We start from the raw sequence: 25361 nt of genomic DNA on the forward strand, positions 1-25361 counted from the left end.
AACTTTTGTACGATTAGGAGGCATACTGGATGAAGAAGCGGATCATCGTTGTGGGGGCGGGCCCTGGAGGCTTGGCGGCTTCCATGCTTCTCGCAAGTAAAGGCTATGATGTGCATGTTTATGAAAAGCAGCCGTACGTAGGCGGACGGAATGCAGAAATATCCCTCGGAGACTTTAAGTTTGATATGGGGCCGACCTTCCTTTCCATGTTTCATATTGTGGAAGAATTGTTCGCTGCGGCGGATCGGGATCCGGCCGATTATATGGAGATGGTCGAGCTTCACTCGATGTACGATTTGATTTTTGAGAACCGCAAGCTGACCATGTCGAAGGACAAGGACCGGATGAAGGCTGAAATCGAACACCATTTTCCCGGTAACGGAGAAGGTTATGAACGGTTCATGAACGAGACGGCAAGGAAGATGGAGGCGCTGACCCCGGTCCTGCAATCGAAGATGGATCGCTTCATGCATCTCTTCCAGCCCAAGGTGCTAAAGGCCCTGCCGGAGCTTGAGGTCAATCGTTCCTTATATGACGTGCTTTCACGTTATTTCACCGAAGAAGAACTGAAGCTCGCATTCACGTTCCAGTCCAAGTATCTCGGCATGTCGCCATGGGAATGTCCGGGCGCGTTTTCCATTCTTTCCTATATGGAACATGCTTACGGGATCTTCCATCCGATCGGCGGCGTGAACCGGCTCTCGCACGCGATGGCACGCGTAACGGAAGAGTGCGGGGGTTATATCCATACCGGCTGCGGGGTCAAGAGCCTGTGGACGGACGGCAGGAAAGTGAAAGGTGTCACCCTTGAAAATGGTGAACGCGTAGAAGCGGATGAAGTCATCATCAACAGTGACTTCGCCCATGCGATGACGAATCTCGTCGGTCCTAAACAGCTGAAGAAATACTCGCCGAAGAAGCTGGAGAAGAAGAAATATTCCTGCTCCACGTTCATGCTGTACCTCGGTCTCGACACGGTTTACGAGGATATGCCCCACCACACCATCGTCTTCTCGAAAGACTATCAAAAAAACGTAGAGGAAATCACAAAGCTGAAGATCCTGTCAGAGGATTCCTCTCTCTATATACAAAACGCGGGCGTCACCGACCCGACGCTTGCACCGGAAGGAAAGTCCACCCTTTATGTCCTTGCTCCCGTCCCGAATAATTTCAGCGGAATCGACTGGGAAAGCGAAAAGGAAACCTTCCGCCGCCTCATCCTCGATACGGTCGAAGCTAAGACCGGGTTCAAGGATCTTGAAAAGCATATCGAGGTGGAAAAAATGATTACCCCGAACAATTGGGAGCAGGACATCCATGTTTATAAGGGAGCGACCTTCAACCTTGGTCACCAGCTTTCCCAGATGATGGTGTTCAGGCCGCATAACCGCTTCGAAGAGCTCGATTCCTGCTGGCTCGTCGGCGGGGGGACACACCCTGGAAGCGGCCTTCCGACCATCCTCGAATCGGCCCGTATCACAGTCAATGGCATCCTGGAAGCGGACGGCAAGGGAACGATCCCTACCTCCCCCCTTCCTGCAGTGGAGGGGTTAGCATGAATCATACAGCCATCATCGGAGGCGGCATCGGCGGCCTCATCAGTGCCCTGCTATTATCAAGGCAGGGTGTGAACGTGACCATTTATGAAAAAGAAGCCAGACTTGGCGGAAGGCTTGCATTCGAGGAACGTGACGGATTCCGGATCGACCAGGGACCGACGATCGTGCTCCTGCCCGACATGTTCCAGGAGCTCTTGGAAGAAGCGGGGATCGGCCGTGACCGGTATGAGCTCATCCCTTGTGACCCGTTCTATTCCCTGGAATTCCCGGATGGACTGACCTTCACGAAATACCGTGAGCCCGAGCGCCACCTGGCCGAAATGAAAAGGGTGTTTCCTGGAGAAATCGAGGGATTTCAGTTATTTTTAAAAGAAGGAAAAGAACGATTCACCATCGGCAAGACATCCTTCCTGGAAGAGTCATTCGTCAATCCGTTTGACTTCTGGAAGCCTACCAATCTGAAATCACTCTTTAAACTCAGACCCTATCAATCTGTAAAAAGCCTGATGTCCCGGTACTTCCAGGATGAAAGGCTGCAGGCGATCTACGCGCTGCAATCCCTGTACATAGGCGGGAACCCCTTCCAGGCACCTGCGATGTACTCACTCGTGTCCTTCGCTGAGCATGAATATGGCATCCACTACTTGAAGGGCGGCTACGCGAGCCTTGTCCCGGTCCTTGAAGAAGAGCTCAGGAGACGGGGAGTCACCATCCATCTGAACAGTGAGGTGACGGAGATCCCCCGGGAAGGCAAGCGCGTGACGGGTGTGAGAACGAAAAGTGGGCTGAAGCATTTCGATTCGGTCGTCTTCAACGGGGATTTCCCGGGCATCGATCCGCTGATCAAGCGGAAGCCGACACGGAAGTATGAACCTTCATCAGGGTGCGTTCTGTTCTATTTTGGCTTGAACAAAGTGTTCGATGAGGTGAATGTCCATCATTATGTGATGGGCGAGAGCTTCTCGGATCATATGAAGGATGTGTTCGAGGAAAAGAAAATCCCGGCCGATCCTGCGATTTATACGTTCCATCCATCGAAGATCGATGATAGTCTCGCACCGGAAGGAAAGGGTGTCCTGTATGCCCTCGTCCCGGTCCCATCCGACACAGAGATCGACTGGAGGAACGAGCGGGAATGGATGGATTCTCTCATCGACAAGCTTGAAGCACGCGCGTTCCCGGGTCTCCGGGACGCGATCGAATGGATGGAAGTCCGGACACCGCAGGATGCAGAAGCATCCGGCCTCCATCGAGGAGGAAGCTTCGGTGTCGCCCCCACGCTTTTTCAATCCGGCGTATTCAGGCCTCAGGTCAAACCATTCAGCATCGAGAACCTGTACGCAGCAGGGGCGTCCGTCCATCCTGGAGGAGGCATTCCGCTGGTCATGCAGGGAGCGAAGCTGATGGCCGATCAACTGTTGAACGATCAAAAAGATCATGCCATAAAAGGAGTGAATGTCCATGTATAGTGTAAGTGAAGCGTATAAACAGTGCGAGAACGTCATCTCGCATCATAGCAAAACGTTTTATAAAGCTTTTTCCTTATTACCGAAGCATGAACGCAATGCCGTCTGGGCGGTCTACTCTTTTTGCCGCAAGGTGGATGACATTGTGGATGAAGGCAACAACCCCGAGGCAGAGCTCGCTGAATTCAAGGCTGAGTTCGAGCTGTTCCTCGAGGGACGCTTTGACCATACAAACCCCTCCTGGATCGCACTCCACGATGTGTTCAATCGCTATGAGATGGACACAGAGGCGTTCCATGGCCTCATCAAGGGGCAGGAGATGGACCTGACAATCAACCGGTATGAAACGCTTGAAGAGCTTCTGGATTACTCTTATCACGTCGCCAGCACGGTCGGCTTGATGCTCCTCCCGATCCTTGCACCTGGGAAGACGGGGGTGTTAAGAGAAGGCGCGATTTCCCTCGGCCTCGCGATGCAGCTCACCAACATCCTGCGCGATATCAGCGAGGACCTCGAGCGGAACCGCATCTACTTGCCACGGCAATTGATGGAACGCCACGGTGTGACGGAAGCGACGCTCAGCGCCGGGATCGTCGATGCATCCTTCGTCGAACTCTGGGAGGAAATCGCGGGCCACGCCGAGTCGCACTATAGGGAATCGTTCAAGACGATGAATGAATATCCGCTTTCTTCCCGGATCCCGGTGAAGAGTGCCGCCTACCTGTACCGCGAGATCCTTCCGACGATCCGGTCGAAAAAGCACCGCGTATTTGGCCAGAAGCATTATGTCGATGATGCAGCCAAGAAGGAAATCCTGGTGGAATTAAGCTCACTTTGATGATGAAGTGGGCTTTTTTTTTGTGATTGAAGGATGGTGGTGTGTCGGGTGGTGGAAGGGTGGGCGAAATCGTGGGGTTTGGATGAAATCGTTTAAAAGTGGATGGTTTTTTTAAAAGGTGTGGAGTGAAGCTTGCTGATCCTCTTTGTAATTTGTTGTTGACGGGGCATCTACGAGTGGATTGATGGAGAATGACCTGCAATAAGTGAGGAGGCGGGACGGTTATGTGCGAGATTTCTGATATAAGTGCGGAATTTCGAAGATAAGTGCGAAATTTTTAATTTAAGTGCGAAAATCACGATATACGTGCGAACTACCGGTTTTTCGACAAAATCCGCAACGTCCAAAGCCCGGCAAACCGCCCCGCCCTGATCCCAAACAAGACCCAACCAAACCTTCACGCCCCCACTGCATCAAAAAAACCACCAACCCGATTACCGGGTCTGGTGGTTTTCCTTTTCCATCAAGATCTTCGCGACGTTCATGCCGCTCATCGTCACCATCGGCGATCCGCCTCCTGGATGGGTGCTTCCACCGGTGAAATAGAGGCCGGAGATGTCCCGGCTCGCATTTCCCGGTCGCAGGAATGCATCCTTCACCCGATTGGAGGACAGGCCGTACAGGGCACCGCGGTGGGCACCGAATGTGTCGGCAATTTCGGCCGGGGTGATGACCCTTTCGACTTCGATGTGCGGGAGGATATCCAGCCCCCGCTCGGCAAGCTTTCGGTAGATCAATTCCTTATATGCAGAAGGATCGACCTGGAGCTTCCCGCTACCCGGCAGTGCCGGGGCATTCACGAGGATGAACAGGTTATCGCCCTTCGGTGATCGGTCCTTGTCACTGTAGGACGAGTTACTGAGATAGATGGTCGGGTCCGTGCTATAGTGCTTATGCGCGAAAAGGTCGTTGAATTCCTGCTGGTAGTTCCTTGAAAAATAGACCGTATGGTGCCTGAGCTGCGGGAACCGCTTCCTGACACCTGCAAGGATGACGAACGCTGAAATGGACGGTTCCATCCGGGCGACTTTCCTATCTGTGAACGAAGGGCGGTCCTCTTCTGCGACAAGCTCAGGATATGCTTTCAGCAGATCGGCATTCATGATGACATAATCTGCACCGATTTGCTCTCCTGAAGACAGCTCCACTCCACATGCTTTCTTCCCGCGAAGGAGCACCTTCTTCACTTCGGTCCCACTGTGAAGCTTCACCCCGAGCTTTTCGGCAAGTGACACATACGCCTCGGCAATCTTCACATTGCCGCCCTTCACGTAGTAGACCCCCTCGACCATTTCGAGATAGGCGATCATCGCGAAGGTCGCCGGTGTCCGGTAGGGGGAGGAACCGATATAGGTCGCATAGCGGCCGTACGCGTTCAGGATGCGTGGGTCCGAGAAATACTGGCGGAAGAACGCATCCAGGGTCTGGAGGGGCCTCACCCGCATCATGGCTGCAGCCAACGATGGCGATAGATAGTCAGTCCACGATTGAAAGGTCCTCGGGAAGAAGTGTTGCTCTGCCTTCTCGTACAGTGACGTGATTTCCCTGATGAATGCCGGATAGCGTTCGGCACCGGCGGGATCTAGTTTCTCGAGCTGCGAGACCGCTCGATCCATCCTGCTTGTAAAATCATAATGGGATCCGTCCGGGAAGATGTTGCGTGTGTGATCCTGGAGCTTCATCATCTCGAAGTAGTCCCCTGCCCGTTCTCCGGTCTGTTCGATGACGCGGTTGAACACATGCGGCATCGTGATGGTGTTGGGTCCGAAATCGAAGTGATAATCGCCAAGTTTGACCCCCATCAGCTTCCCGCCGAAATGGTCGTTCTTTTCATACACATCGACTTGGAATCCGGCGTTCTGAAGCGTGATGGCGGCTGAGAGCCCGCCGAGGCCGCCGCCGATGATGGCCACTTTCTTCATGAGTAATGACGTCCTTTCCATTGATACGATTTTTTCCGCCATGAAGTCCACATCGATGCGTTCAGGATGGCGATGAATGCGAGCGCTGATAGCGGCATGAGGAATGCCAGTGTCCAGCGTTGGTGGGTGATGATGTCCACGATCATCCGCTGCAGGACAATCAGGATATAAGGCACAACATAAAGGGGCTGACCGGTGAAGATCCCGTACAGTACCCATGGGAGGGGCAGTACGTAGAAAAAGAAGTAAAACAGCGTCAGGCCGAAAGCCATCGGGGCGGAGCGGCCGATCCCGTTATAGATGTTCTTCAGGAACCCTTCCCACACTTCACCGTTCCGTTCATACATCCGGCATGAAATCTGGCCGGTGATGTTGGCAAGCAACACGCGATGTCCACTCCCCTTCATTTTCCGGGCAATATGGACGTCCTCCACGAGCGAAGAACGGACCTCCTCATGTCCTCCCATTTCACGGTACGCGTTCCGTTCGAAAAGCATGAACCCGCCGTGGGCTGCCGTGGTCGAGGGCCTCATCGTCCGATTGGCGAGTGCGAGTGGCAGATGAAAGAACACGACGAATTGCTGCATCGGCACAAGAAGCTTACTGAGGAACGAGGGCACTTCGAATGCGGCAAAGCCCGTCAAGAGTTTTGCGCCCCGGGACTGCATGAGTGAAAGGCTGTTCTCGACCGCTTGTGGCTGGAGGCGGACATCCGCGTCGAGGAACAACAGGTATTCCCCATGCGCCTCCTTCTGCAGCTGATCGCACGCATGGACCTTCCCGACCCATCCTTCTGTCAGCTCCTTGCCTGAAAGGAAGCGGAACCGGTCGTCACCCCCGGCTTCCTTTCCAAGGATTGAAAGCGTCAGGTCGGTCGATTGGTCATCGAGCATCACGAATTCAAGCTCAGGGTACGTCAAGGCTCGCAGCGACTTTACAAGCGGTGCGGCATTGCGTTCTTCATTGCGCAAAGGAACGAGGATCGATACCTTTGCTACATGTGACAACCGTCCGTTTACAGGGAGTTTTGGCATGAACAGGCTGTTGAAGGCCGTCCATAGAAAAAATATTGCGAGGATGATAATGACCACGATGAGCATAACGGCACCTCCTAAAGCAATTTTGTAAAACGTTCAACCTGTTCCGCCACGACTAGTTCCTTCAATTGGTCCAGTTGCTCCGTGCACAGTTGTTCAAAGTGAGCGTTCTTCGATTTCCGGGAATCCCCGTCCAGGTCGCGGAGGTAAACGGGGGCACCTGCTGATAGATAGGCCTCGGGCTTTTGATGATGACCGAATGTGTAGTAAAAGCTGAGCGGGATGACCGGGATCTCGGGGCAGCGTTCCATGAGGTAGATGACGCCGCTCTGAAACCCGAGCGGCCGTTTTTCCAAGTGAAATTCATCACCCTGAGGAAACAGGCAGACGCTTTTACCCTCAAGAAGCAGCTCCTTTGCGTAGTTCAAGGAACGGACGATTTCCTTCGGGTGTGAGCGATCGATGGAGAACCCTCCGATCAGGCGGAAGAAAGGGTATTCCTTCATGCCCTTCTCATGCATCATCGCATGAAGGTCCTGGGTCAGCACATGCCGGTCGAGCTGGAACAGGATCAGGCTGTCCCACCAGGAGCTGTGGTTGGGCGTGAAAATGGCTGCACCCTCCCCGATCCCATCATGCCCGCGCCAATAAATCTGGTGGAATGAACGTTTCATGAGCCGCCGGTGATACAAGGAAAACATCGTCCTGAACGCCGGGCTTTTCTTCGCTTTGATCATGACCTTCCTCCTTTCCGATCCATCATTAGAATCACCAGTGAACACGCTGCCGTCAAGGCCCCTGCAAGCCATAGACCGTCCAGGAGGCCGAGCAGGATGAACATTGAAATGATGAGGATGAACAGGATGACCATACGCCTGTCCCAATCGCGGTTAACGACCGGTGTCTTCTCGAATTTTGACCCTGCTAGGATAAGGATATGCAGCGTGAAAGCCACGATGAACCAGCCGATGAAGTTGCTGCCGGGGATATCGTAATATAAGCCTGGCTCTTCCCATATCCAGTATTCCTTCACTTTGTATGCGACAGGGTCGATGATCAAGTCGATGACCACCGCGATCAGTCCCCCGGTTACAGCATAGAGGAGCCGGTCATTCGGGAAGATCCGTAAAGCGAGTACATGCGAAGTGCCCATCACCATCAGCCATGCAAACCCGATGGCGAGCGGTACGCCGAATACGTTTGGGGCGAATTGATCGGTGTAGTGATAGTCCCCGAACAAGATTCCGTGTGTCGAGCCGAGATATTCGATGAAATAGGAGAAAAAGAAGATGACCGTGCTGATCAGCAAGCCGTAGGTGGAACCGAATTTATGTATGAAGTAACGTACCGCCAGAATGCCGGCCGTGATCAGAAATACGGCATTGGCCCATTCCAGCCACGGGGGAAGGAGATCGAAGCTTAAGAGGACGACCCCGCACACATACCATATGATAAAAAAACGAAACAAAAGAGCGTCAACCTTCATCACTGCGTTCCTCCATTCAAGTCTATACGGTCATTATACAGGAACTGTACAACATACGGTAAGGTGGATGTGTGAAACGAGGGAGTGGCAACTGGTATGAGACCGTCTATTGTGTTTGAAACATGTGGGATTTTGTAGATGGAAAAGCCCTTTTATTACTATACTTAATACCCTTCACAAAAATGAATGATTATTTTCCTACAGTCCATACTACTAATATCCAGGGTAATATTACGGAATAAAGTATGGAGGTTGTGAACATGCCCGATCAACCGGCTCTCACGTCGTCGGAGTTAGGTGTACTGTGGATCACCTATCAGCAGAAAACCATGGTTAAAAGGATTCTCGAGCATCTGATCAAGCATGCGGATGATGCAGAGGCTGAAGCCATTCTAAAGAATTTATATAATGACATCAGCCCTTATCCTGAAAGAATAAAAGACATGCTCGTAAAAGAGGGTGCCGCTCCCCCGATCGGCTTCACCGCAGAGGATGTAAACCTTGAGGCCCCTAAGTTGTTTGACAATGGATTTGATATATCCTTCGTTAGGATACTGAAGGAAATCAGCATGGGGATGCACACGTTGAATATCACGATGTCTTACCGTGAAGATGTGATTGTTCTGTTTCAGGAGCTGACGATCATCACGCAAAGATGTTATGCGAAATGCACTGCTTATCTGCTTGAAAAAGGGCTGTTAAGCAGGGCGCCATTCGTCCCGATGCCAAAGACCGCCGAGTTCATTAAAAGCACCAGCTATTTAGGGGGACTCACCCCAATATCGAAGACGCGCCACCTTAATACGGTGGAGATCTCAAACCTGTTCCATGGAATCGAGTCCAATATAACCGGAATCATCATGGTGAGAGGCTTCGCACAGGTTGCCCAGGAGAAGGATGCCAGAGAATTCTTCGAGCGGGGCAGCAAAATAGCAAAGGATATCGTGGATGACTTGAGTGAAATCATGAGGAAAAGTAAACTGCAAATCCCGATCGGTACGAATGGAAACGTCTCTGATTCAAAGACGTCCCCATTCTCGGATAAGCTGATGATGTATTGCGTGAGCCTGTTCTGCAGTTTCTCTGTCGGAAGCGGATCGATAGGAACGGCCTTCAGTCTGCGCAATGACCTGCCTGCAAAGATGATGCTGATTCTTGAGGATATTTTCAACTACGGTCATGATGGAGCAAAGATCATGATCAAGCACGGGTGGATGGAAGAGCCACCTAAAAGCTGATGGACACCTGTCGAAAACAGGTGTCTTTTTTCTTTTTGAATGGATTTTCTCCATGTAGGATTTCATCAACCCCTTATCGAATACATTACTGTAACAATGGATGAAAGGATGGGCCTATGAAACACTTACAAGCTGCCGAAACGGTCTTTTCGTCCGTACAATGGCTGTTTTTTATTTTTGCCAATACAGTGGTCGTCCCGATTTCTGTCGGGATGGCCTTTGATTTGGGATCCCATGAGATCGCCGTGATCGTGAGGAGTTCACTCATCTTTACTGGGATCGCCTGCATGCTGCAAGGATTGATCGGGCATAAGTATCCATTGATGGAAGGCCATTCAGGTGTCATGTGGGGAGTCGTATTGAACCTGTGCGCAGCGGCTCCGTCACTTGGGATGAGCCTTACTTCAATTGGCGGCGGGATTGCGACGGGAATGCTCCTATCAGGGGCCGTTGTCCTCCTGATGGGCGCGCTCAGGCTCCTGCCGTTGATTCAGAGGATCTTCACCCCGATGGTCATGAGCGTGTATTTATTTCTGCTGACCTTTCAGCTTATCTTAATCTTTTTCAAAGGGATGCTGACCGTGACGGAAGAGGGGAGATTGGTGCTGCCGATGAGTCTGTTTTCCATCGGTATCGTGATCCTGGTCAGCATCTTGAAGGTGAAGGGGACGGCTGTGCTCAGTAACTTTTCAATCTTGATCGGGATGGTCACCGGATGGATCGGGTACCTGGTGCTATTCCCGTCTGAATCGGCGGGGAGCGTCGCGGGTGGCGGCTCATTCTTCTTGCTGTTTCCGTTTGGTGCGCCAAATTTAAATGCGGGAATCGTGTTCGTCACGTTCCTGGCATGCCTGATGAACTTAAGCAATACGCTTGCTTCGGTTCAGGCGGCATCGAAGCTCTATGATGAATCCCCATCAGAGAAAAGGGTCAATTCATCTTATCTCTTATCCGGGATGTATTCGATCGTCGCTGCCATATCCGGTCTCGTGTCCTATGCGCCGTTCGCTTCCTCGATCGGGTTCCTGGAAAGCACGAGGATCCTCAAAATGAAGCCATTTCTCATCGGCGGGGCCCTGATGTCCCTCCTCGGCATCATCCCGTTCCTTGGTGGGATCCTGGCCACCCTGCCGATCACCATCGGAAACGCCGTCCTGTTCACAGCCTACCTCCAGCTCTTCGGGACATCGCTTAAAAGCCTGAATGGGACTGAATTCAATTCCGTCACGATCTACAGGCTGGCATTCCCGGTGTTGATCGGGATCTCGATCATGAACCTGGACCCCCGTCTGTTCACGGCACTTCCGGTTTTCGTCCAGCCGATCGTTTCAAACGGATTCATCGTCGGGGTGCTCGTCTCGATCGTATTGGAAAAAGCGGTAAACTGGGAAAAAGAAGATCAGGTAAAAACAAAGTCTGCATAAAAGGAGGGAAGGGGGCTTCATGGTTGTATACAAGAGATTGAATCGAAGCGAACTCAAGGAAAACATGCTGGATTCATTCATTCGTAAGCAAGAAACACAAAGCGTCTGGGTTCAAGAGGGGAGTGCATGGGTAGAAAGGGAAGATTCTTTCATTGATGATTGGACCCCGGAACGGAAACGTGAACTCGTGGAGCATTTCGCCTCAGTGATCCAGGAAGGCGGAGCTGTTGTGACCGCAGAATGGCAGTCTGAAGTGGTTGGGTTCTCGGTCATCGAGGCAGGAAGGTTCGGAAGGGAAGTGGACTATATGGAGCTGTCGTATCTTCATGTCAGCAAGCCTTGGAGGGGCAAGGGGATCGGTGTGGAATTATTCAGGGAGACGATGGCCGCTGCAAGGGAGCTCGGCGCAGGGAAACTGTATATCGGGGCTCATCCTTCAACGGCGACCATCGGTTTTTACAGAAAGATGGGCTGTGTCCCTGCCACAGAATTGATTGAAGAGATCTACCAGCGTGAACCGAGGGATCTTCAATTGGAAGTCGTTCTGTAGTGAGGCACGGCTTTTGCGTCAGTATTTGGGTAAATATGGATTTAGGGAGGGCATGATCGCTTGCTTCTCCCTCTTTTTCATGCGATTGAAGGTTTTTCTACACGATGGGTCCACTGTCCACGATGCTCATCATGGGCGTTGCCTGTTGATTGGATTGTTTTCTTTCCTCATTAGATTTTTTTCGATCCAAGCTTCTCCCTTCCTCTCGTCCCATCATTTAATTCCTCTCTTAAGTTGATGGTTCATTTTCTATCAAATTTTATTTTGATTGGTTTTATTTATGTAAAAATGGGTGAATCTTACAAATGGTTTTTGGTGGATTGGTAGTTTAAGAGAATCGAAAAGAACTAATTTATATGTAAAATATGGTTGTTTACAAATTTGTATACTTGTATACAATAACGTACACAAATGTAAACAAAAATGTATACAAGTATACAAAGTCGTGTACATGTTGATTTATAAGGATGTGTACGGATTTGTTTACAACGATACAAGAATGTATACAAATAGGTCTAACATTACAATTGTGTGATAGAGTTGAAAGTAGGATTGACCAGGGAGCAGAAGTGATTTAATCTTTCATTAAGAGTTTAAATTTTTTGATAAATTTTAACTGATCTATGAAAGGATGATTTTTTTGACAAACTCTCGAATCGCCGCAATTGATGTAGGTAATGATTCCCTTAAAGGTATTTTTGGTAAATTGGAAAGTGAAATGAATATCCCGAATGTGATTGCACGAGATATTGAAGATCGTCCGATCATTGGTATAGAAGAATTGGACAAGCAAGATCCACTGGATGGGTTACATATCCGCGTCCACTCCCCTGCCCTCCAGGACAACAATGCCATCTATCGTGTGGGTAATCTGGCGACGAAGAGCAATAATTCCACTGAGTTGGATCCGGGAAGCAGTAAATCGGAAGAAGACCAAACATTGGTCATGCTGTTTGCATCCCTTGCGCTTGATGCTGCTGAACAGGATTCACTATTCAAGAAGAATAATAACGTCATAGAAGCGAATTACACACTTGGTACGGGACTTCCACTACGTGAAGTGAAAGAAGGAAAGGATGTCGGCTACCGTTCGAAGCTGCTTGGATCCGTGCATCAGGTCGAGTTCCTTGTGACTCCGCGCCACCAAGGCATCAAAGTGAACATCAAGTTTGATGAAGTGAAGGTGTATCCAGAAGGATTCGCAGCGTTCATTAACCTTGTGATGGACAACAATGGAAATATCATCAATAAAGATTTGATCGATAAGCGCATCCTCATCCAGGATATCGGTGGACTTTCAACGGATATCGCTGTGATCAAAAATCGCAAGGTGGACGATGATAAAGCACAGGGCTTCAACCTTGGTGTTTCTGAATCCCTTGAGATGATCCGTGAAGAAATCCGTTCAAAATACGGGATCGAGCTCGACAGCCGCCGTGATGTCGTGGAAATCATCACGAAGAAGAATGACCGCAACCATATCATGGTGAAGGGAAGCCGCACGAGCGTCCACGAGATCGTCGACCGTATTCTTGTAGAGCTTGCCAAGAAGCAATACCGCCATCTTCGCAATATGTGGCAGAAAAACTCCCAAACGGAGATCTGCTACTTCATCGGAGGCGGTTCAAGCGTGCTGAAAGAATACATCAAGACGCTGAACAACAATCTGGATGGCTACAACATCGACTTCTTTGAAGACGAGAACGAAAGCATCTGGATGATGGCCAATGCTTATTACAAACTAATCGCTGATTTCTCAAGAAAGAATCAAAAGCAAGATCATAAAAGAGAAGACGAGAAAAAATTAGCGAAAACCAAATAGGGTGATTTTATGAAAGAAAAGGGGATGTCAAGGGGGCAGCCGATCACATTTCGTCTCCCCTCTGATACACCTGATCACATACTGAAGAGTTTGCAGAAGCTAAAGGAAACGGAGAAGCGGAATTTCTCCAGTAAAATCGCCGAGCTTGTCGTGAACGGGGTCAATGAGTCTGCCATGAAGCAACGGGAAACCATTACGATCCCGCTGCCGAAGGCGCTCGATAAGGCTCAGCGCGACTGGCTGAAGCATGAGCACTCGGAAGCATTAGTGGGAAGTATCGTGTATCAGTTGTTAACGAACCCTGTCCGTACCGCCTCATTGCTGGCCTCATTGAGCAGCAGTGCATTAGATATAGATGAAGCACTGTACCTTCAGGAGGAGACGGCCGCAGGTGAAGACACATCTCGCGAATGGTCGCTTGATTCAGTGATCGGGGATGACGAACAGGAGCCTGAAGTGGAAGAACGAACACATTCCACCGACGAAGACCTCGATGATTTCGATTGGGAAAGTGCCATGAAATCAAGGGAACCGGAGGAAGATAAAGAACCGAAGGAAGAAACGATGGAAGACCTGCTCGGGGACTTCCTATCACAAATGAATAAATAATCGAAGGTACGTCCCTCATCGCTTTAACGCGATGAGGGACGTACTTTTTTCATTAGTGGTGCGAGTGGTCCTGTTCGAGGTCTTTGTCTTTGAGGAAGAAGTATTCCCCGATGAAGATGAGGACCATGAAGATGATGGAAACACCGACAACAAGCATATCGGATTGCACTTTCACCCAAAGGAATGCTGCGAGTACGATGGCATCCAGGATGAGTGCGGTCAATACGATGATCGGGTTGGCGTCAACTTTGTTTCTGAGATGTTTATAGACGCCCCAGTGTACCAACATATCCATCACCAGATAAAGGATCGCCCCCATCGATGCAATCCTGCTCAGGTCAAAGAAAATGGTGAGGATCATGGCTGCAACAATCGTGTAGACGAGCGTATGCTTCTGGACCCTCCCCGGCATGCCGAAATGCTTGTGGGGGATCAATTTCATGTCCGTCAGCATGGCAAGCATCCTGGAGACGGCGAAGACACTCGCGATGATCCCGGTTATGGTCGCAATGATCGCGATGATGACGGTAAACCAAAGTCCGGTATCCCCAAACGCAGGGCGTGCCGCTTCAGCTAGGGCGTAATCCTTCGCCTTGATGATTTCGGTGAGCGAGAGGTTGCTCGATACGGCCCACGCAAGCAAAAGATAGACAACAAGGCTGATCAGGATGGAAATCGTGATGGCCCTTCCGACATTCTTCTTTGGCTCCTTGATTTCCGAGCCGCTGTTGGTGATTGTCGTGAATCCTTTGAACGATAGGATGGTCAGGGCAACGGCCGCGATATAGCTTGCCATCGAAGGGTCAGGTGGATTCGCTCCCCCTTCTGCCGGTTGAAACGTGAAGCCGACCACCCAAAGTCCGGCAATCGCAAATACGGCCAGTCCCGCGATCTTGATGAGTGAAGCGATGCCCGTGAACGTCTGGATGAAGCTATTCCCTGATATATTCACCAGGAAAGCGAACGTCAATAACCCAACCCCCAATAATGGTACGAGGTAGTCGGACTGCTTCCCGTCGACCAGCTGTAGCGTATACGTCCCGAAGGTCCTTGCGACCAAGCTCTGATTGATGACCATCGAGAACGCCATCAACAGCGCGGCCGAAGCAGTGATCGTCCCCTTGCCGTATGCCTTCATCAGGAACATGCCGATGCCTCCCGCAGATGGGTATTGATTGCTCATTTTCACATATGAATACGCACTGAATCCGGTCACGATTCCCCCGGCAATAAAAATGAGCGGAAACCAGGCGGCTGATAATTCCGCCACCTGACCGAGCAGGGCAAAGATCCCTGCACTGATCATCACGCCTGTACCGAGGCCGACTGCCCCGGTCAGGGATATACTATTTTTCTTGTAATCTGAATCTGCCATCTTTTCACCTCGTGAATTTCTTTGTGTATGTATTCGGTATACCCATAGGTTGTGCAGATTAAATGCAGAAAACCGGAATTCGGTTGTGAATGTTGGTGGTATCCCTATAAGTTGTGCAGGTTAAATGGTCAGAATTTGGTGAGCGGGATCATGATCTAAGTGTGTTCATAGTGGGACGGTTTGCTTGCTGGATTTCGATCAAATCGGCGTGTTTTTGATAATATGAGGCAAACATTGAGAATAAAAGTCCTGTGTAAACAGTTTTCGATAATAAACCATGCATGAACGACTCGGCACGGAGACGATTTGTTGAAATGGCACCGTTTCTTGAAGAAAAAACGAAATTGGTGTCTGATTAGAACATTTTTCCCATGAAAAACGCAAGTTCCTGCAGGCGCAACGATGTTATTATACAAAGTCATCAACCGCTCCTTTACCCCCTCCCCTCCCCGAAACAATATACATCGAAATGTAACCAATTTGACTTAATTGTTTTGTGCCTTCCTTCCCCCGTAGAAAAATCGTTGTAAATCCTAGTCTTCCCTTGTTACAAAACCATCACTCCTTCCCTAAAACATGTATAAAAAATCCAGGTTTACTTCAAATCATCAAGATCGTGGGTTTTGACCCTGATCATCCGAGGTATACACCCACTAAACCACATAACAAACCGTATTGAAATTTGCCATTTGCGACGTCGGACAAACGGATGATGAACAAACAATCTCCATTAAATGAGAGGAGGGAAAGGATGGCTATTCAAAAGAGTACGGATAGCTCCAGCCTCGCTGAAGTGATCGACCGGATTTTGGATAAAGGGATCGTGATTGATGCGTTTGCCAGGGTTTCGCTTGTTGGAATTGAAATCCTCACTGTCGAAGCGAGGGTCGTCATCGCCAGTGTCGACACTTGGCTCCGCTACGCCGAGGCAGTCGGCCTTCTCCGGGATGAAGCGGGTGAAGATGCCCTTCAGCGGCAGGAAAATGAAAGAGGTACATCATTCAGCATATAGGGTTAAGACTTTTGGGTTTAATTTTTTGAATAATATAAGTTTTTAGAAAAGAGGATGAAAGATGGCAGAAACAAAAAAGCAGGAAAAAACGAATAGGGAAGATCAACAGACTCAAGCAGCAGCAACTGACGACAATAAATCAGGAGTGAATGTCAATTACGCGATCATCGGTGGGGTGGTCGGTGCTGGTGTCGGGCTGCTCACCCATCCGGGCACGAGTAAAAAGATTGCCGGCAGCCTTGGCAAATCCGAAGTGGTGCGGATGGCGGGGACTGAACTCCGGCGAACTGCGCAGGAATTCATTACCGAGCAGGCCCTGATCACGTTGAGACAGACGGCCACCGGGTATATGAGTAAATATGAAAACGGTCGATTGCCGTTTACCAGGAAGAAAGAAGATCCCCAAGGTGAAAGTGGGGAAGAATCTGTCGCCCAGCATGATGAAATTGAAGAAATCAAGGAAGAAAACAAGAATCTCAATGAGCGGCTGGAGCGGATTGAAGAGATGCTCTCAAGCCTTGTAGAGTCAAAAAAGTAACGGTTCAACTCCAATGGGCGTTTCCGAAGGGGGGATAGCATGGGAAAGTCAGCAGCCAAAAAGGCGGCCGGCAAAATGGTTGAAACGATCGTCGAGCACACCCCTGAACAGGTCAAGGACAAGCTCAAGGAAAAAGCCAAGGAGAAGTTTGTGGAAGGTGTCCAGGATAAGGTGGAAGACGGGATTCAGTCCAAGGCGGATGAGGCTTCCGAACACCTTGAATCCACCAAGGAAGATAACGCCGAAAAGGTCCATGCGAAGGCAGAGGAAGCAAAGGAAAAAGTACAGGACGTCCTGCTTAAAGTCAGGGAGAAGCTAGGGAAAGCCAAGGAAGCCGGTGAAGAATTCCAGGATAAACTTTCTTCATCGAAGAGTGACGGTGTGAAAAGCGTTTCGCATCTTAAAGGAGCGGATGAGATCAAAAGCTCAATGGAGATCAAGAGCTCCACAGAGATCAAAAGCTCGACCACTATCAAATCATCGAGTGAGATCAAGACGATCAGTTCAAGGTAGAGCACTGAAAGGAGATCAACTAAATGGCCATCCAAAAGACGACAGACAGTTCAAGTTTAGCAGAGGTAATCGACCGGATTTTAGACAAGGGGATCGTCATTGACGCCTTTGCGCGGGTTTCGGTCGTCGGGATTGAAATCCTGACCGTCGAGGCACGGGTTGTGATCGCAAGCGTGGATACATGGTTGCGCTACGCAGAGGCGGTGGGGCTCCTTCGTGATGAGGTGGAAGAGAAGGGCCTTAGCAATCAGGATAACGAAAGAAGTTCCCGGTTCAGTATTTAACGTCGGGTCTGATGAAGGATAAATGAGGGGAATCCGGCAGTGGCCATCCCCTCCCTTTTATCACGGCCAGGGCAAGGAGGGCTTTATGAAAATCAAAGAGATCATGGGGAATGTGACGGAATTCTTCAATGAAAACGTTGCTCCCGTCCATAAAATCACTTCTGTTGAAACCCGAGAAGAGGGCTGGCGGGTGATTGTGGAAGTAATCGAAGAAAAGGAATACATGAAGAAATATGCCAAGGATGAAATGCTTGGCACGTACGAAGCACTTCTGGATCAGGACAAAGAAGTAACTTCCTTCAAGCGCCTCGAGGTCAGGTATAGGAGCGCGATCGGCCAAGAAATGTAGACGCAGGGGGAGCAGGAGGGAAAACAACGTGACAGTCTTACGTAACCGTATCAAAAGAGACAGCAGGGCAATGATCCAGGACGAAGAAACGAAGGAGTTGATGACTCGTTCGCTTCACTATCTGAAAGTCGGATATCCCGTCCATTTCACCGGTCCCTCGGGAGCCGGGAAGACCTCCTTTGCGCTCAGTCTGGCCAAGAAACGAAAGCGTCCGGTCATGCTCATACACGGTAATCATGAATTGAATAACAAGGATTTGATCGGGGATTTCACGGGATATGAGAGTAAAAAGGTTGTAGACCAGTATGTACGCTCCGTTTATAAAAAGGATGAAAGCGTAACGGAGACGTGGAGGGACGGCCGTTTGCTAGAAGCAGCGAAGAAGGGCTATACCCTCGTCTACGATGAATTCACAAGATCGCAGCCGACGACGAATAACATCTTTTTATCCATTTTGGAAGAGGGCGTCATCCCTTTATACGGAACGAAACTGACGGAACCTTTTGTGAAGGTCCATCCAGAATTCAGGGTGATTTTCACCAGTAACCCGGCAGAGTACGCAGGGGTATATGACACGCAGGATGCCCTGTTGGACCGGATGATCACCATCCCGATCGATTTTAAGGACCGGGAGCGCGAAGCCCTGATCGTATCGGAAAAAGCCGATCTGGTCATCGAAGAGGCACGGATCATCACGTCGATCATCTCGACACTTCGAGACTATTGCACAAAGGAAAATGAACATGGGCCGAGCTTGCGGGCATCGCTCATGATTGCAAGGCTCGCCATTGAGTTGGACATTCCCATAGACGGCGGGAACGAGGATTTCAGACGTCTATGCATCGATATAACAGGACATAGCGTAAAGCGTGGCATCGAAGCCGACGACCCGGCAGAACGGGCGGAAAAGCTGATTTTAGAAGCTTGCGAAAGCGTAATTGATCAATAAAGGAGAGTCATTTTCATGAATGGAGAGAAGGGAATTTATGTATTTTGTGCGATCCGGAGCGGGGAGGAAGAACGGTTCGGATCGGTTGAAGTAGAGGGAGTGAAGCGTGAAGTGTTCACCATTCACTATCAAGATGCCGCGATGGTGGCGACTGAAGTGCCGATGAAAATCTATCATCCTAAGAAACATAATCTGCTCATGCACCAACAGACGGTGAGCAAGGTCATGAAAGAGCACGACACCGTCATTCCCATCAGCTTCGGGAATGTATTCCAGAGCAAGGAAGATGTCGAGGTCCTTCTTGAGAACCTCTATCCCCAATTTGAAAAGCTCTTCCCTGCCATCAAAGGAAAGATCGAGCTGGGCCTCAAAGTCATCGCCAAGAAAGAGTACCTTGAAGAAATGGTGAACGAGCACCCGGAACTAGTGAAGATGTCTTCATCCGTAAAGGGAAAATCGGAATCTGCCGCCTATTACGACCGCATCAAATTGGGTGGGATGGCTCAGAAGCTTTTCAGCTCCCTGCAGGAAGAGATGAAGGAGGAAATCTTCACGCCACTTGACGAAGTGTCCGAGGCGGCGAAGCTAAACGAGCCTTCCAGTGAAACGATGCTTCTGAATGCTGCGTTCCTCATTGATCGCACCAAAGAGGAAGCCTTCGATCAGCTGGTGAATGAAGCATTTGAAAAATGGGAGGACAAAGTCGACTTTCATTATAGCGGACCGTGGCCAGCATATAACTTCGTCAACATCCGTTTGAAGGTGGAGGAAGCGGGATGATTCATAAATTGGTCAGTGCCCCGATCTCGATGGTCATAAAAGTCGGGGAAAAGATCAAGGAAGAAGCAGACAAGGAATTGTATGACCTTCCAACGATTCAGCAAAAGCTTATTCAGCTTCAGATGATGTATGAACTCGGTGAAATGCCCGAAAGAGCCTTTCAAGAGAAAGAGGAAGAGCTTTTGACCAGATATGAAATCGCGAAGCAGCGTGAAATGGAGCAATGGGACACATTGACGAAAAAGAAGTGAAGGTGAAAATATGGACAAGTTACTCTATCTATATGGTCTCATCCCCACGAAGGAAGCGAGTGACCAAACCCTTCCTTCACTGAAAGGGTTTGATGGGGAAAACGAGCTATTTACGATTGGGGTCGGAGATGTGACGGCCATTGTGTGTCAGCTGGATCCCGAACAATTTTCAGAAGAAGAAGTAAAGGAAAAGATCGAACAGGATATGGAATGGCTGCAGGAGAAGGCGTTTCACCATCATGAAACGGTGCTGCTGGTGTCAAAGATGTATACAATCATCCCTCTGACCTTCTGTACGCTCTATAAAAGTGAAGACAGCCTGAAGACGACAATCGAAAGCAATATTCACAGGCTTGAAACGACCTTCTCCCATTTGAGGGGAAATGAAGAGTGGAATCTTAAAATCTATTGCAATGACAAAGAGGTAAGGAAAATGGTAAGTGAAAGCAACCCGGCCATCCAGGAAAAGCGGGAAGAAATAAACGGTTTGCCCCGCGGCCGGCAGTACTTCGAGAAAAAGAAAATCGACCAGCTCATCGATCGGGAGCTCGAGCAGGAGAAGAACAGGATCTGTGAAGATATTCATCAAAAGTTATTGAAAAAAGCACTCGAAGGCAACGTGAAGAAGAATTGGGGGAAGGATGTCACCGGACGCCAGGAGAATATGGCCTGGAACAGCGTATTCCTGATCCCGGAGCCCAGGGTCGACGCATTCACCGAGGAAGTGAAGCGATATAAAGAGGAGCTGGAAGAGTCCGGTTGGAGCTTTGAAGCTTCAGGTCCATGGCCGCCGTATCACTTCTCCAGTTTCTCCTGATAAAGGATTGTGAGCCATGACAGTGAGGGAATCGATCGAAAACAAGGATGTAGCACTTATAGATATTTTGGATGTCATCCTCGATAAAGGCGTAGCCATAAAGGGAGACCTGATCATTTCAATTGCAGGCGTCGATCTCGTCTATCTGGATTTACGGGTATTGATCTCGTCCGTTGAGACGCTTGTGCAGCACCAATCGGGGACCCGTAAGGAAATCAACTCCTTACAACTTGATAAGGAAAGGGAGGGATTGGAGCATGCCACAGGTCAACGGAACTAGTGGACGCATAAATTTTGACAAAGATAGTGCAGAACAAGGGTTAGCCCAGCTTGTGCTCACCGTCATCGAGCTATTGAGGCAGATCGTCGAAAGACACGCCATGAGACGGGTGGAAGGCGGCACGCTAACCGATCAACAGATCGAGGACCTCGGCGTAGCCTTGATGAACCTCGAAGAAAAAATGGAAGAACTGAAGGATGTATTCGGTCTTGAAGCAGAAGACCTTAACATAGATCTCGGACCCCTTGGGAACCTCATGTAGAAAAGCCCCCTCGGGTCCAAAGGAGGACCGCAATATGGCGATGGAACACTCCATGCAGTCAAGTACGATAGTCGATGTGTTGGAAAAAGTCTTGGATAAAGGGGTGGTCATCGCCGGTGATATCACGGTGGGGATTGCCGATGTCGAACTCTTGACGATCAAAATCCGCTTGATTGTCGCCTCTGTCGATAAGGCAAAGGAAATCGGGATGGACTGGTGGGAAAACGATCCCTACCTGAGCTCCAAAGCCGCGGACAACTCGACAAGGGCGCTTCAAGCAGAAAACAAACAGCTGCAGGAACGATTGGAATCCCTTGAAAAAAAGCTGGACGAGAATCGCTTGAAATCTACTAATCAACCAACTTAACCAAAGGAATGGAGGCCATAATCATGGCAGAAAAAAACACAAAGGTAGAAGAAACAACAATGGAAAACGAGGGTAAGGATCAATCAACCGGTCAAAAGAAGAAAAGGAGTAGTGGGCCAATCACGCGTACGGTGGCGGGCAGCGTACTAGGCGCAACGGTCGGTTACTTGGCGACACCGGAAAACGGCAAGAAACTATTGGAATCCATCGACCAGGAAAAGCTGAAAAGCAAAAGCCGGGAGTTTGGAAACGCGGCAAAAGAAAAATCCCGTAGTGCAGTGACGTCGTTAAAGACATCCACATCCAACCTGTTCAAGAGAGACAAAGACCATGGGGATGGCGTCGAAGAAAGGAATGAAACAGCCTTGAATGCTGCCCCGACCGCGGAGGAAACCCAGTCCCGTAACGAAGATTACGAAGCTCTTAAACAAGAAAATGAACAGCTTCAGGAGCGGCTTCAGAGATTGGAAGATATGCTTGCGGATATGAGTGAAGATGATCGTGATGAGGATGAGGAAGACGAGGACGAGGACGGCCAAGCGGCTAAAGCCTCTGAGGATGGAGACGAAGATGAGGATGATGAGGAAACGGACGCGGATGAAGACGAGGAAGACGATGAGGATGATGCAAAGAACGTGAAGAAGACAAGTAAAAAAGCAAAGAATGACGAAGACGAGGAAGATCGTGAAGAGAGCAAGAAGAAAACGAAATCTTCTTCAACGAAGAGTAAGAAGCGTTCGACACGTACGTCCTCCAAATCAAAAAAATCCTCAAAGAACGACGATGACGAGGGTGGAACGACACTCTCAAGCGATGACGATACTTCCTCGTAACTGGAATGCCGGAAGGGAGATGGAAACATGAGTCTAGGAGCAAGCGCAGATAAAGACAGTATCCTGGAGTTTTTTGTCCAAGCAGCCAACAAACATGATTTCACGCTGGACATTACACTGAATGTGAAGGGTTCGGTCATTTCGGGAACCATCGTATCAGCGATGGAATACTTCGATGCCTTGAGTGAGAGTTTTGAAGATGGCAGCGACCTTGCCCAGAAATTGAGCGAAGAGCTCGCTAAAGCAGGAGAATCAGTCGACGAAAGCAATGCGGAAGCCCACTTCATTCACCTGAAGAATACAAAGGTCTACTGCGGCGATAGCAAACCCACTCCTTCAAAGGGAAAGATCCTTTGGAGAGGGAAGCTTCATGAAGTGGATGGGTTCTTCTTGGGCAAGATTTCCGAAACGAAGAGCGGTAAATGAACACCTTTTTGGAAACGCCCGTTGCTCATTCGCACGGGCGTTACTTCATGAACGGATGGGCTACCTCATGTTCACATCCTTGATGAGATTGACCTTATTGTTTAGAAAACTGATTGAAACGAAGGAGTTGGCAGACGCTCCGTCCCATACATAACTCACTTTATGTGCAACTGTACCTTCTTTACCAGACTCACCCTGAAGCTTCCCTTCTCCACCGATGATGTCGAAGACTTCCTCGAGCTCCATGCCCTTCGTTATTTGCGCAAATTCATCCATGGTGATGGCCGATGCATCCGGTCCGGATGTGTTTACGCTCGGTTCGTTTGATGAACAGGCAGTCAATGTGATGAGTAACGTGGTGGAAACCACGATCCCACTTAACCGTTTTTTCATATGGATCCCCCTTTACTTTATATAACCAAGGTTACAGTGGGATTGTTTCACATTTTTTAAAAAATCAGATGCGGCTTTCAGCGGAAAAAGCCCCTCACCGGTACGGACGGGGAGGGGCTTCGGGTTTGCTATTGGATGACGTTGAAGGTTTCTTCGCTGTTTGCAGGTACGGTGATGACCACTTGAAGATCCTGCTTGCCATCTGATTGTACATTTTGCGTGATGGTTCCTTTGGTTGTTTTATAGGTTCCCTCTTTCATATAGAGAGGGATCGTGACCTTTTGCGGCTTATTCAGTCGATTCGTCACGGTGACTTCCTGGGACTGGGCACTGCCGTCGTTTGGTTGACTGTAGTCCGCCTCCAGTGACATCACCCCGCCGATAGTATCGCCGTTCTGGTAGACAGGGATCGAATGACCGGATTCATCGTATTGATAAGACGCGATCTGTCCGTCTTTCACCTTGAAGTCCCTGAAGCCGACCCAAGGCTTACCAGTTAGTTCGATCGCCGTGGTCGTTGTATAAAGGATGCCATCCTGCGTCGTGACGTCGTCAATGTGCGTGTGTCCGTGCAGGCTGACCGTCACGTCATAGTTTTTCATCACATCGACCAATGCCTGTGCGTTTTCACCGTGCCACTGCTGATCATACTTGATCCCGAGCTTTTCACCAAGAAGCAGCGTGCCAAGGCTTTGCGGGTTGTGTTGTTCATCGTATTGCTTCCAGAATTTCTGTACGTCCGGATCATCCTGCGGCCAAATGTCACGGTCGCGCCAAAGCGGATTATGGTGAGAGAATAGACCCCTTACCTGGCCACTCTGAGCCGTTTCGGCATTTTTCTGAAGGTCCTGTTTGATCCAGTTCAGTTGTTCTTCACGGATTTGTCCGCCCCAGGTAGGGACTGATACCGTTCCATTTCCGCTGCGGTCGATTTTATGCCAGTCAAAGGAATTGTACCCGATAAAGTGTGCATAAGGACCGTAATCAAAAGAGAAATACTGAGGCCCGAAATACTTTTCCCAATACTTTGCGCCGTCCGCGAGCGTAAAGTCCTGGGCATAATAGTCATGATTCCCAGGGACGATATAAACGGGAACATTCAGCTTTTGAAGCATCTTATACGTTTCTTCGTATTCATAAATATACTCCTGCGGATTCAACTGACCGAACATCAAGTCTCCGGTGATCACGACAAAATCAGGATTTTTCAAGTTGACTTCTTTTATCGCTTTTTGAAGATAGAGCCAGCGCTTTTCAGGATTCGGATTCCACATGCCTGTTTCCCTTGCCAATGCGAGGCTGAGCGAAGAAGGGTCTTCAGGGTCACCAAGGTTACGCGGTGATCCGATATGGGTATCGGTCACGTGCAAGAAATCGAAATCCTTTTTATACTCATCAATCACTTTTACAGAATGAGGCTGCTTGTCCGTGATGCGCCGTCCATTCCCTGTATAAGTCACCTCTAAATCATATAGCTTCTCAGGAGTGCCTTCCGGGATTTGCACGGTCACATCTTGAATGGACGAACTATCTTTCCAATGGGATGCTCCTTCTTTCACGGATTGAACTGGCAACGTATAGTCTTTGGTGATGGAAGAGTGGTTGGTTTGCTTAAGCTTCACGCTCCACTCTCCGGCTTTTTTCCCCTGCGTGTCGATTTTCAAGGTGAGCGTTTCGCCACTCTTTTTGATTGCCGGGGTGGAGAAGAGCGGATAGATGATCTGATTCACCTTCGTATCAAGTGATATAACCGGCGCGTCATCCAGAAAATTCGTGCCGTCCCCGATTCCTCCGTCTCTTTCCCCGAGTGATGGGAACGGATTTTCAAGAGCTTGTGCAGAAAACGGGATGAGGGATAATGCCAAAACAAAAATTAGTACTTTATTGATCCACTTTTTCATCATTCAACCTCCTTTAGATTAATTTTAGGGTAGCAACCGATTGTAAAGGGAATGTTGAGCAACTATTAAGAATCAGTCGA

General features: G+C 49.4%; 29 protein-coding genes. 22 read left to right on the plus strand and 7 right to left on the minus strand.

Annotated elements, in window-relative coordinates:
- Positions 1 to 29: 29 nt before the first annotated feature.
- From LCM10_RS08275 to LCM10_RS08285, 3 genes are read left to right on the plus strand one after another with little or no spacing between them, the layout of a single operon-like run.
- Positions 30 to 1559, plus strand: a complete 1530-nt coding sequence (locus LCM10_RS08275) for a phytoene desaturase family protein (RefSeq protein WP_224875768.1) — start codon at positions 30 to 32, stop codon at positions 1557 to 1559.
- On the plus strand, positions 1556 to 3028 hold the full coding sequence (locus LCM10_RS08280) for a phytoene desaturase family protein (protein WP_224875769.1): 1473 nt from the start codon (positions 1556 to 1558) through the stop codon (positions 3026 to 3028). The genes LCM10_RS08275 and LCM10_RS08280 overlap by 4 nt, the downstream gene beginning before the upstream one ends.
- Positions 3021 to 3863: a phytoene/squalene synthase family protein gene (locus LCM10_RS08285; protein WP_224875770.1), complete on the plus strand. Its 843-nt coding sequence runs from the start codon at positions 3021 to 3023 to the stop codon at positions 3861 to 3863. Before LCM10_RS08280 ends, LCM10_RS08285 begins: the two co-directional genes overlap by 8 nt.
- A gap of 434 nt (positions 3864 to 4297) precedes the next feature.
- Here LCM10_RS08285 and LCM10_RS08290 read toward each other — a convergent pair whose 3' ends face one another.
- The 4 genes from LCM10_RS08290 to LCM10_RS08305 are packed head-to-tail and all read right to left on the minus strand — an operon-like array spanning position 4298 to position 8308.
- Complete coding sequence (locus tag LCM10_RS08290) at positions 4298 to 5785, minus strand: phytoene desaturase family protein (RefSeq protein WP_224876380.1); 1488 nt, start codon at positions 5783 to 5785, stop codon at positions 4298 to 4300.
- The gene (locus LCM10_RS08295; protein WP_224875771.1) at positions 5782 to 6885 is read right to left on the minus strand and encodes a glycosyltransferase; all 1104 of its coding nucleotides are present in this window, start codon (positions 6883 to 6885) and stop codon (positions 5782 to 5784) included. The genes LCM10_RS08290 and LCM10_RS08295 overlap by 4 nt, the downstream gene beginning before the upstream one ends.
- Positions 6886 to 6896: 11 nt before the next feature.
- Positions 6897 to 7559 (minus strand): lysophospholipid acyltransferase family protein, encoded by a 663-nt coding sequence (locus LCM10_RS08300; protein ID WP_224875772.1) that lies wholly within the window; start codon positions 7557 to 7559, stop codon positions 6897 to 6899.
- A complete protein-coding gene (locus LCM10_RS08305) occupies positions 7556 to 8308 on the minus strand; it encodes a carotenoid biosynthesis protein (protein WP_224876381.1) in 753 nt (250 codons plus the stop codon). Before LCM10_RS08305 ends, LCM10_RS08300 begins: the two co-directional genes overlap by 4 nt.
- Before the next feature lie 260 nt (positions 8309 to 8568).
- On the opposite strand from LCM10_RS08305, the gene LCM10_RS08310 reads away from it, so the two are divergent.
- The 5 genes from LCM10_RS08310 to LCM10_RS08330 all read left to right on the plus strand — a co-directional run bounded on the left by LCM10_RS08310 (position 8569) and on the right by LCM10_RS08330 (position 13951).
- The gene (locus LCM10_RS08310) at positions 8569 to 9546 is read left to right on the plus strand and encodes a DUF3231 family protein (RefSeq protein WP_224875773.1); all 978 of its coding nucleotides are present in this window, start codon (positions 8569 to 8571) and stop codon (positions 9544 to 9546) included.
- A 116-nt stretch (positions 9547 to 9662) separates the two neighbouring features.
- Positions 9663 to 10970, plus strand: a complete 1308-nt coding sequence (locus tag LCM10_RS08315) for a uracil/xanthine transporter (RefSeq protein WP_224875774.1) — start codon at positions 9663 to 9665, stop codon at positions 10968 to 10970.
- A gap of 19 nt (positions 10971 to 10989) precedes the next feature.
- A complete protein-coding gene (locus LCM10_RS08320) occupies positions 10990 to 11520 on the plus strand; it encodes a GNAT family N-acetyltransferase (RefSeq protein WP_224875775.1) in 531 nt (176 codons plus the stop codon).
- A gap of 640 nt (positions 11521 to 12160) precedes the next feature.
- Positions 12161 to 13342 carry a ParM/StbA family protein gene (locus tag LCM10_RS08325; RefSeq protein WP_224875776.1) on the plus strand — a complete coding sequence of 394 codons (1182 nt, stop codon included), beginning with the start codon at positions 12161 to 12163 and terminating at the stop codon, positions 13340 to 13342.
- Positions 13343 to 13351: 9 nt separating this feature from the next.
- Complete coding sequence (locus LCM10_RS08330; RefSeq protein WP_224875777.1) at positions 13352 to 13951, plus strand: hypothetical protein; 600 nt, start codon at positions 13352 to 13354, stop codon at positions 13949 to 13951.
- Positions 13952 to 14003: 52 nt separating this feature from the next.
- Here the strand turns inward: LCM10_RS08330 and LCM10_RS08335 are convergent, their stop codons facing one another.
- On the minus strand, positions 14004 to 15326 hold the full coding sequence (locus tag LCM10_RS08335; protein ID WP_224875778.1) for an APC family permease: 1323 nt from the start codon (positions 15324 to 15326) through the stop codon (positions 14004 to 14006).
- A 751-nt stretch (positions 15327 to 16077) separates the two neighbouring features.
- Here LCM10_RS08335 and gvpA point away from each other — a divergent pair.
- The 14 genes from gvpA to gvpU all read left to right on the plus strand — a co-directional run bounded on the left by gvpA (position 16078) and on the right by gvpU (position 22987).
- Positions 16078 to 16338, plus strand: a complete 261-nt coding sequence (gene gvpA, locus LCM10_RS08340; protein WP_224875779.1) for a gas vesicle structural protein GvpA — start codon at positions 16078 to 16080, stop codon at positions 16336 to 16338.
- 61 nt (positions 16339 to 16399) lie between these two features.
- Positions 16400 to 16876, plus strand: coding sequence for a GvpT/GvpP family gas vesicle accessory protein (gene gvpT / locus LCM10_RS08345; RefSeq protein WP_224875780.1), 477 nt, complete (start codon positions 16400 to 16402; stop codon positions 16874 to 16876).
- Between the two features lie 39 nt (positions 16877 to 16915).
- Positions 16916 to 17389: a gas vesicle protein GvpQ gene (gene gvpQ, locus LCM10_RS08350; protein ID WP_224875781.1), complete on the plus strand. Its 474-nt coding sequence runs from the start codon at positions 16916 to 16918 to the stop codon at positions 17387 to 17389.
- A gap of 23 nt (positions 17390 to 17412) precedes the next feature.
- Complete coding sequence (gvpJ, locus tag LCM10_RS08355) at positions 17413 to 17673, plus strand: gas vesicle protein GvpJ (RefSeq protein WP_224875782.1); 261 nt, start codon at positions 17413 to 17415, stop codon at positions 17671 to 17673.
- Positions 17674 to 17758: 85 nt separating this feature from the next.
- A complete protein-coding gene (gene gvpO / locus LCM10_RS08360; protein WP_224875783.1) occupies positions 17759 to 18022 on the plus strand; it encodes a gas vesicle protein GvpO in 264 nt (87 codons plus the stop codon).
- A 28-nt stretch (positions 18023 to 18050) separates the two neighbouring features.
- Entirely contained in the window at positions 18051 to 18971 is a 921-nt protein-coding gene (gene gvpN, locus LCM10_RS08365; protein WP_224875784.1) for a gas vesicle protein GvpN, read from the plus strand.
- A gap of 15 nt (positions 18972 to 18986) precedes the next feature.
- Positions 18987 to 19751: a GvpL/GvpF family gas vesicle protein gene (locus tag LCM10_RS08370; RefSeq protein WP_224875785.1), complete on the plus strand. Its 765-nt coding sequence runs from the start codon at positions 18987 to 18989 to the stop codon at positions 19749 to 19751.
- Positions 19748 to 20002: a gas vesicle protein GvpG gene (locus tag LCM10_RS08375; protein WP_224875786.1), complete on the plus strand. Its 255-nt coding sequence runs from the start codon at positions 19748 to 19750 to the stop codon at positions 20000 to 20002. The genes LCM10_RS08370 and LCM10_RS08375 overlap by 4 nt, the downstream gene beginning before the upstream one ends.
- Before the next feature lie 10 nt (positions 20003 to 20012).
- Positions 20013 to 20819 carry a GvpL/GvpF family gas vesicle protein gene (locus LCM10_RS08380; protein ID WP_224875787.1) on the plus strand — a complete coding sequence of 269 codons (807 nt, stop codon included), beginning with the start codon at positions 20013 to 20015 and terminating at the stop codon, positions 20817 to 20819.
- Positions 20820 to 20835: 16 nt separating this feature from the next.
- Positions 20836 to 21099 (plus strand): gas vesicle protein, encoded by a 264-nt coding sequence (locus tag LCM10_RS08385; protein ID WP_224875788.1) that lies wholly within the window; start codon positions 20836 to 20838, stop codon positions 21097 to 21099.
- Positions 21077 to 21361, plus strand: a complete 285-nt coding sequence (locus LCM10_RS08390; RefSeq protein WP_224875789.1) for a gas vesicle protein K — start codon at positions 21077 to 21079, stop codon at positions 21359 to 21361. Before LCM10_RS08385 ends, LCM10_RS08390 begins: the two co-directional genes overlap by 23 nt.
- Before the next feature lie 34 nt (positions 21362 to 21395).
- Positions 21396 to 21728 carry a gas vesicle protein gene (gene gvpJ, locus LCM10_RS08395; RefSeq protein WP_224875790.1) on the plus strand — a complete coding sequence of 111 codons (333 nt, stop codon included), beginning with the start codon at positions 21396 to 21398 and terminating at the stop codon, positions 21726 to 21728.
- A 23-nt stretch (positions 21729 to 21751) separates the two neighbouring features.
- Positions 21752 to 22561: a YtxH domain-containing protein gene (gvpT, locus tag LCM10_RS08400; RefSeq protein ID WP_224875791.1), complete on the plus strand. Its 810-nt coding sequence runs from the start codon at positions 21752 to 21754 to the stop codon at positions 22559 to 22561.
- 27 nt (positions 22562 to 22588) lie between these two features.
- Positions 22589 to 22987, plus strand: a complete 399-nt coding sequence (gvpU, locus tag LCM10_RS08405; protein WP_224875792.1) for a gas vesicle accessory protein GvpU — start codon at positions 22589 to 22591, stop codon at positions 22985 to 22987.
- A 60-nt stretch (positions 22988 to 23047) separates the two neighbouring features.
- Here gvpU and LCM10_RS08410 read toward each other — a convergent pair whose 3' ends face one another.
- Positions 23048 to 23380, minus strand: coding sequence for a hypothetical protein (locus tag LCM10_RS08410; RefSeq protein WP_224875793.1), 333 nt, complete (start codon positions 23378 to 23380; stop codon positions 23048 to 23050).
- 128 nt (positions 23381 to 23508) lie between these two features.
- The gene (locus tag LCM10_RS08415) at positions 23509 to 25284 is read right to left on the minus strand and encodes a metallophosphoesterase family protein (protein ID WP_224875794.1); all 1776 of its coding nucleotides are present in this window, start codon (positions 25282 to 25284) and stop codon (positions 23509 to 23511) included.
- Positions 25285 to 25361: the final 77 nt, after the last annotated feature.

This window comes from Rossellomorea aquimaris (assembly GCF_020171925.1).
GTDB lineage: Bacteria > Bacillota > Bacilli > Bacillales > Bacillaceae_B > Rossellomorea > Rossellomorea aquimaris_F.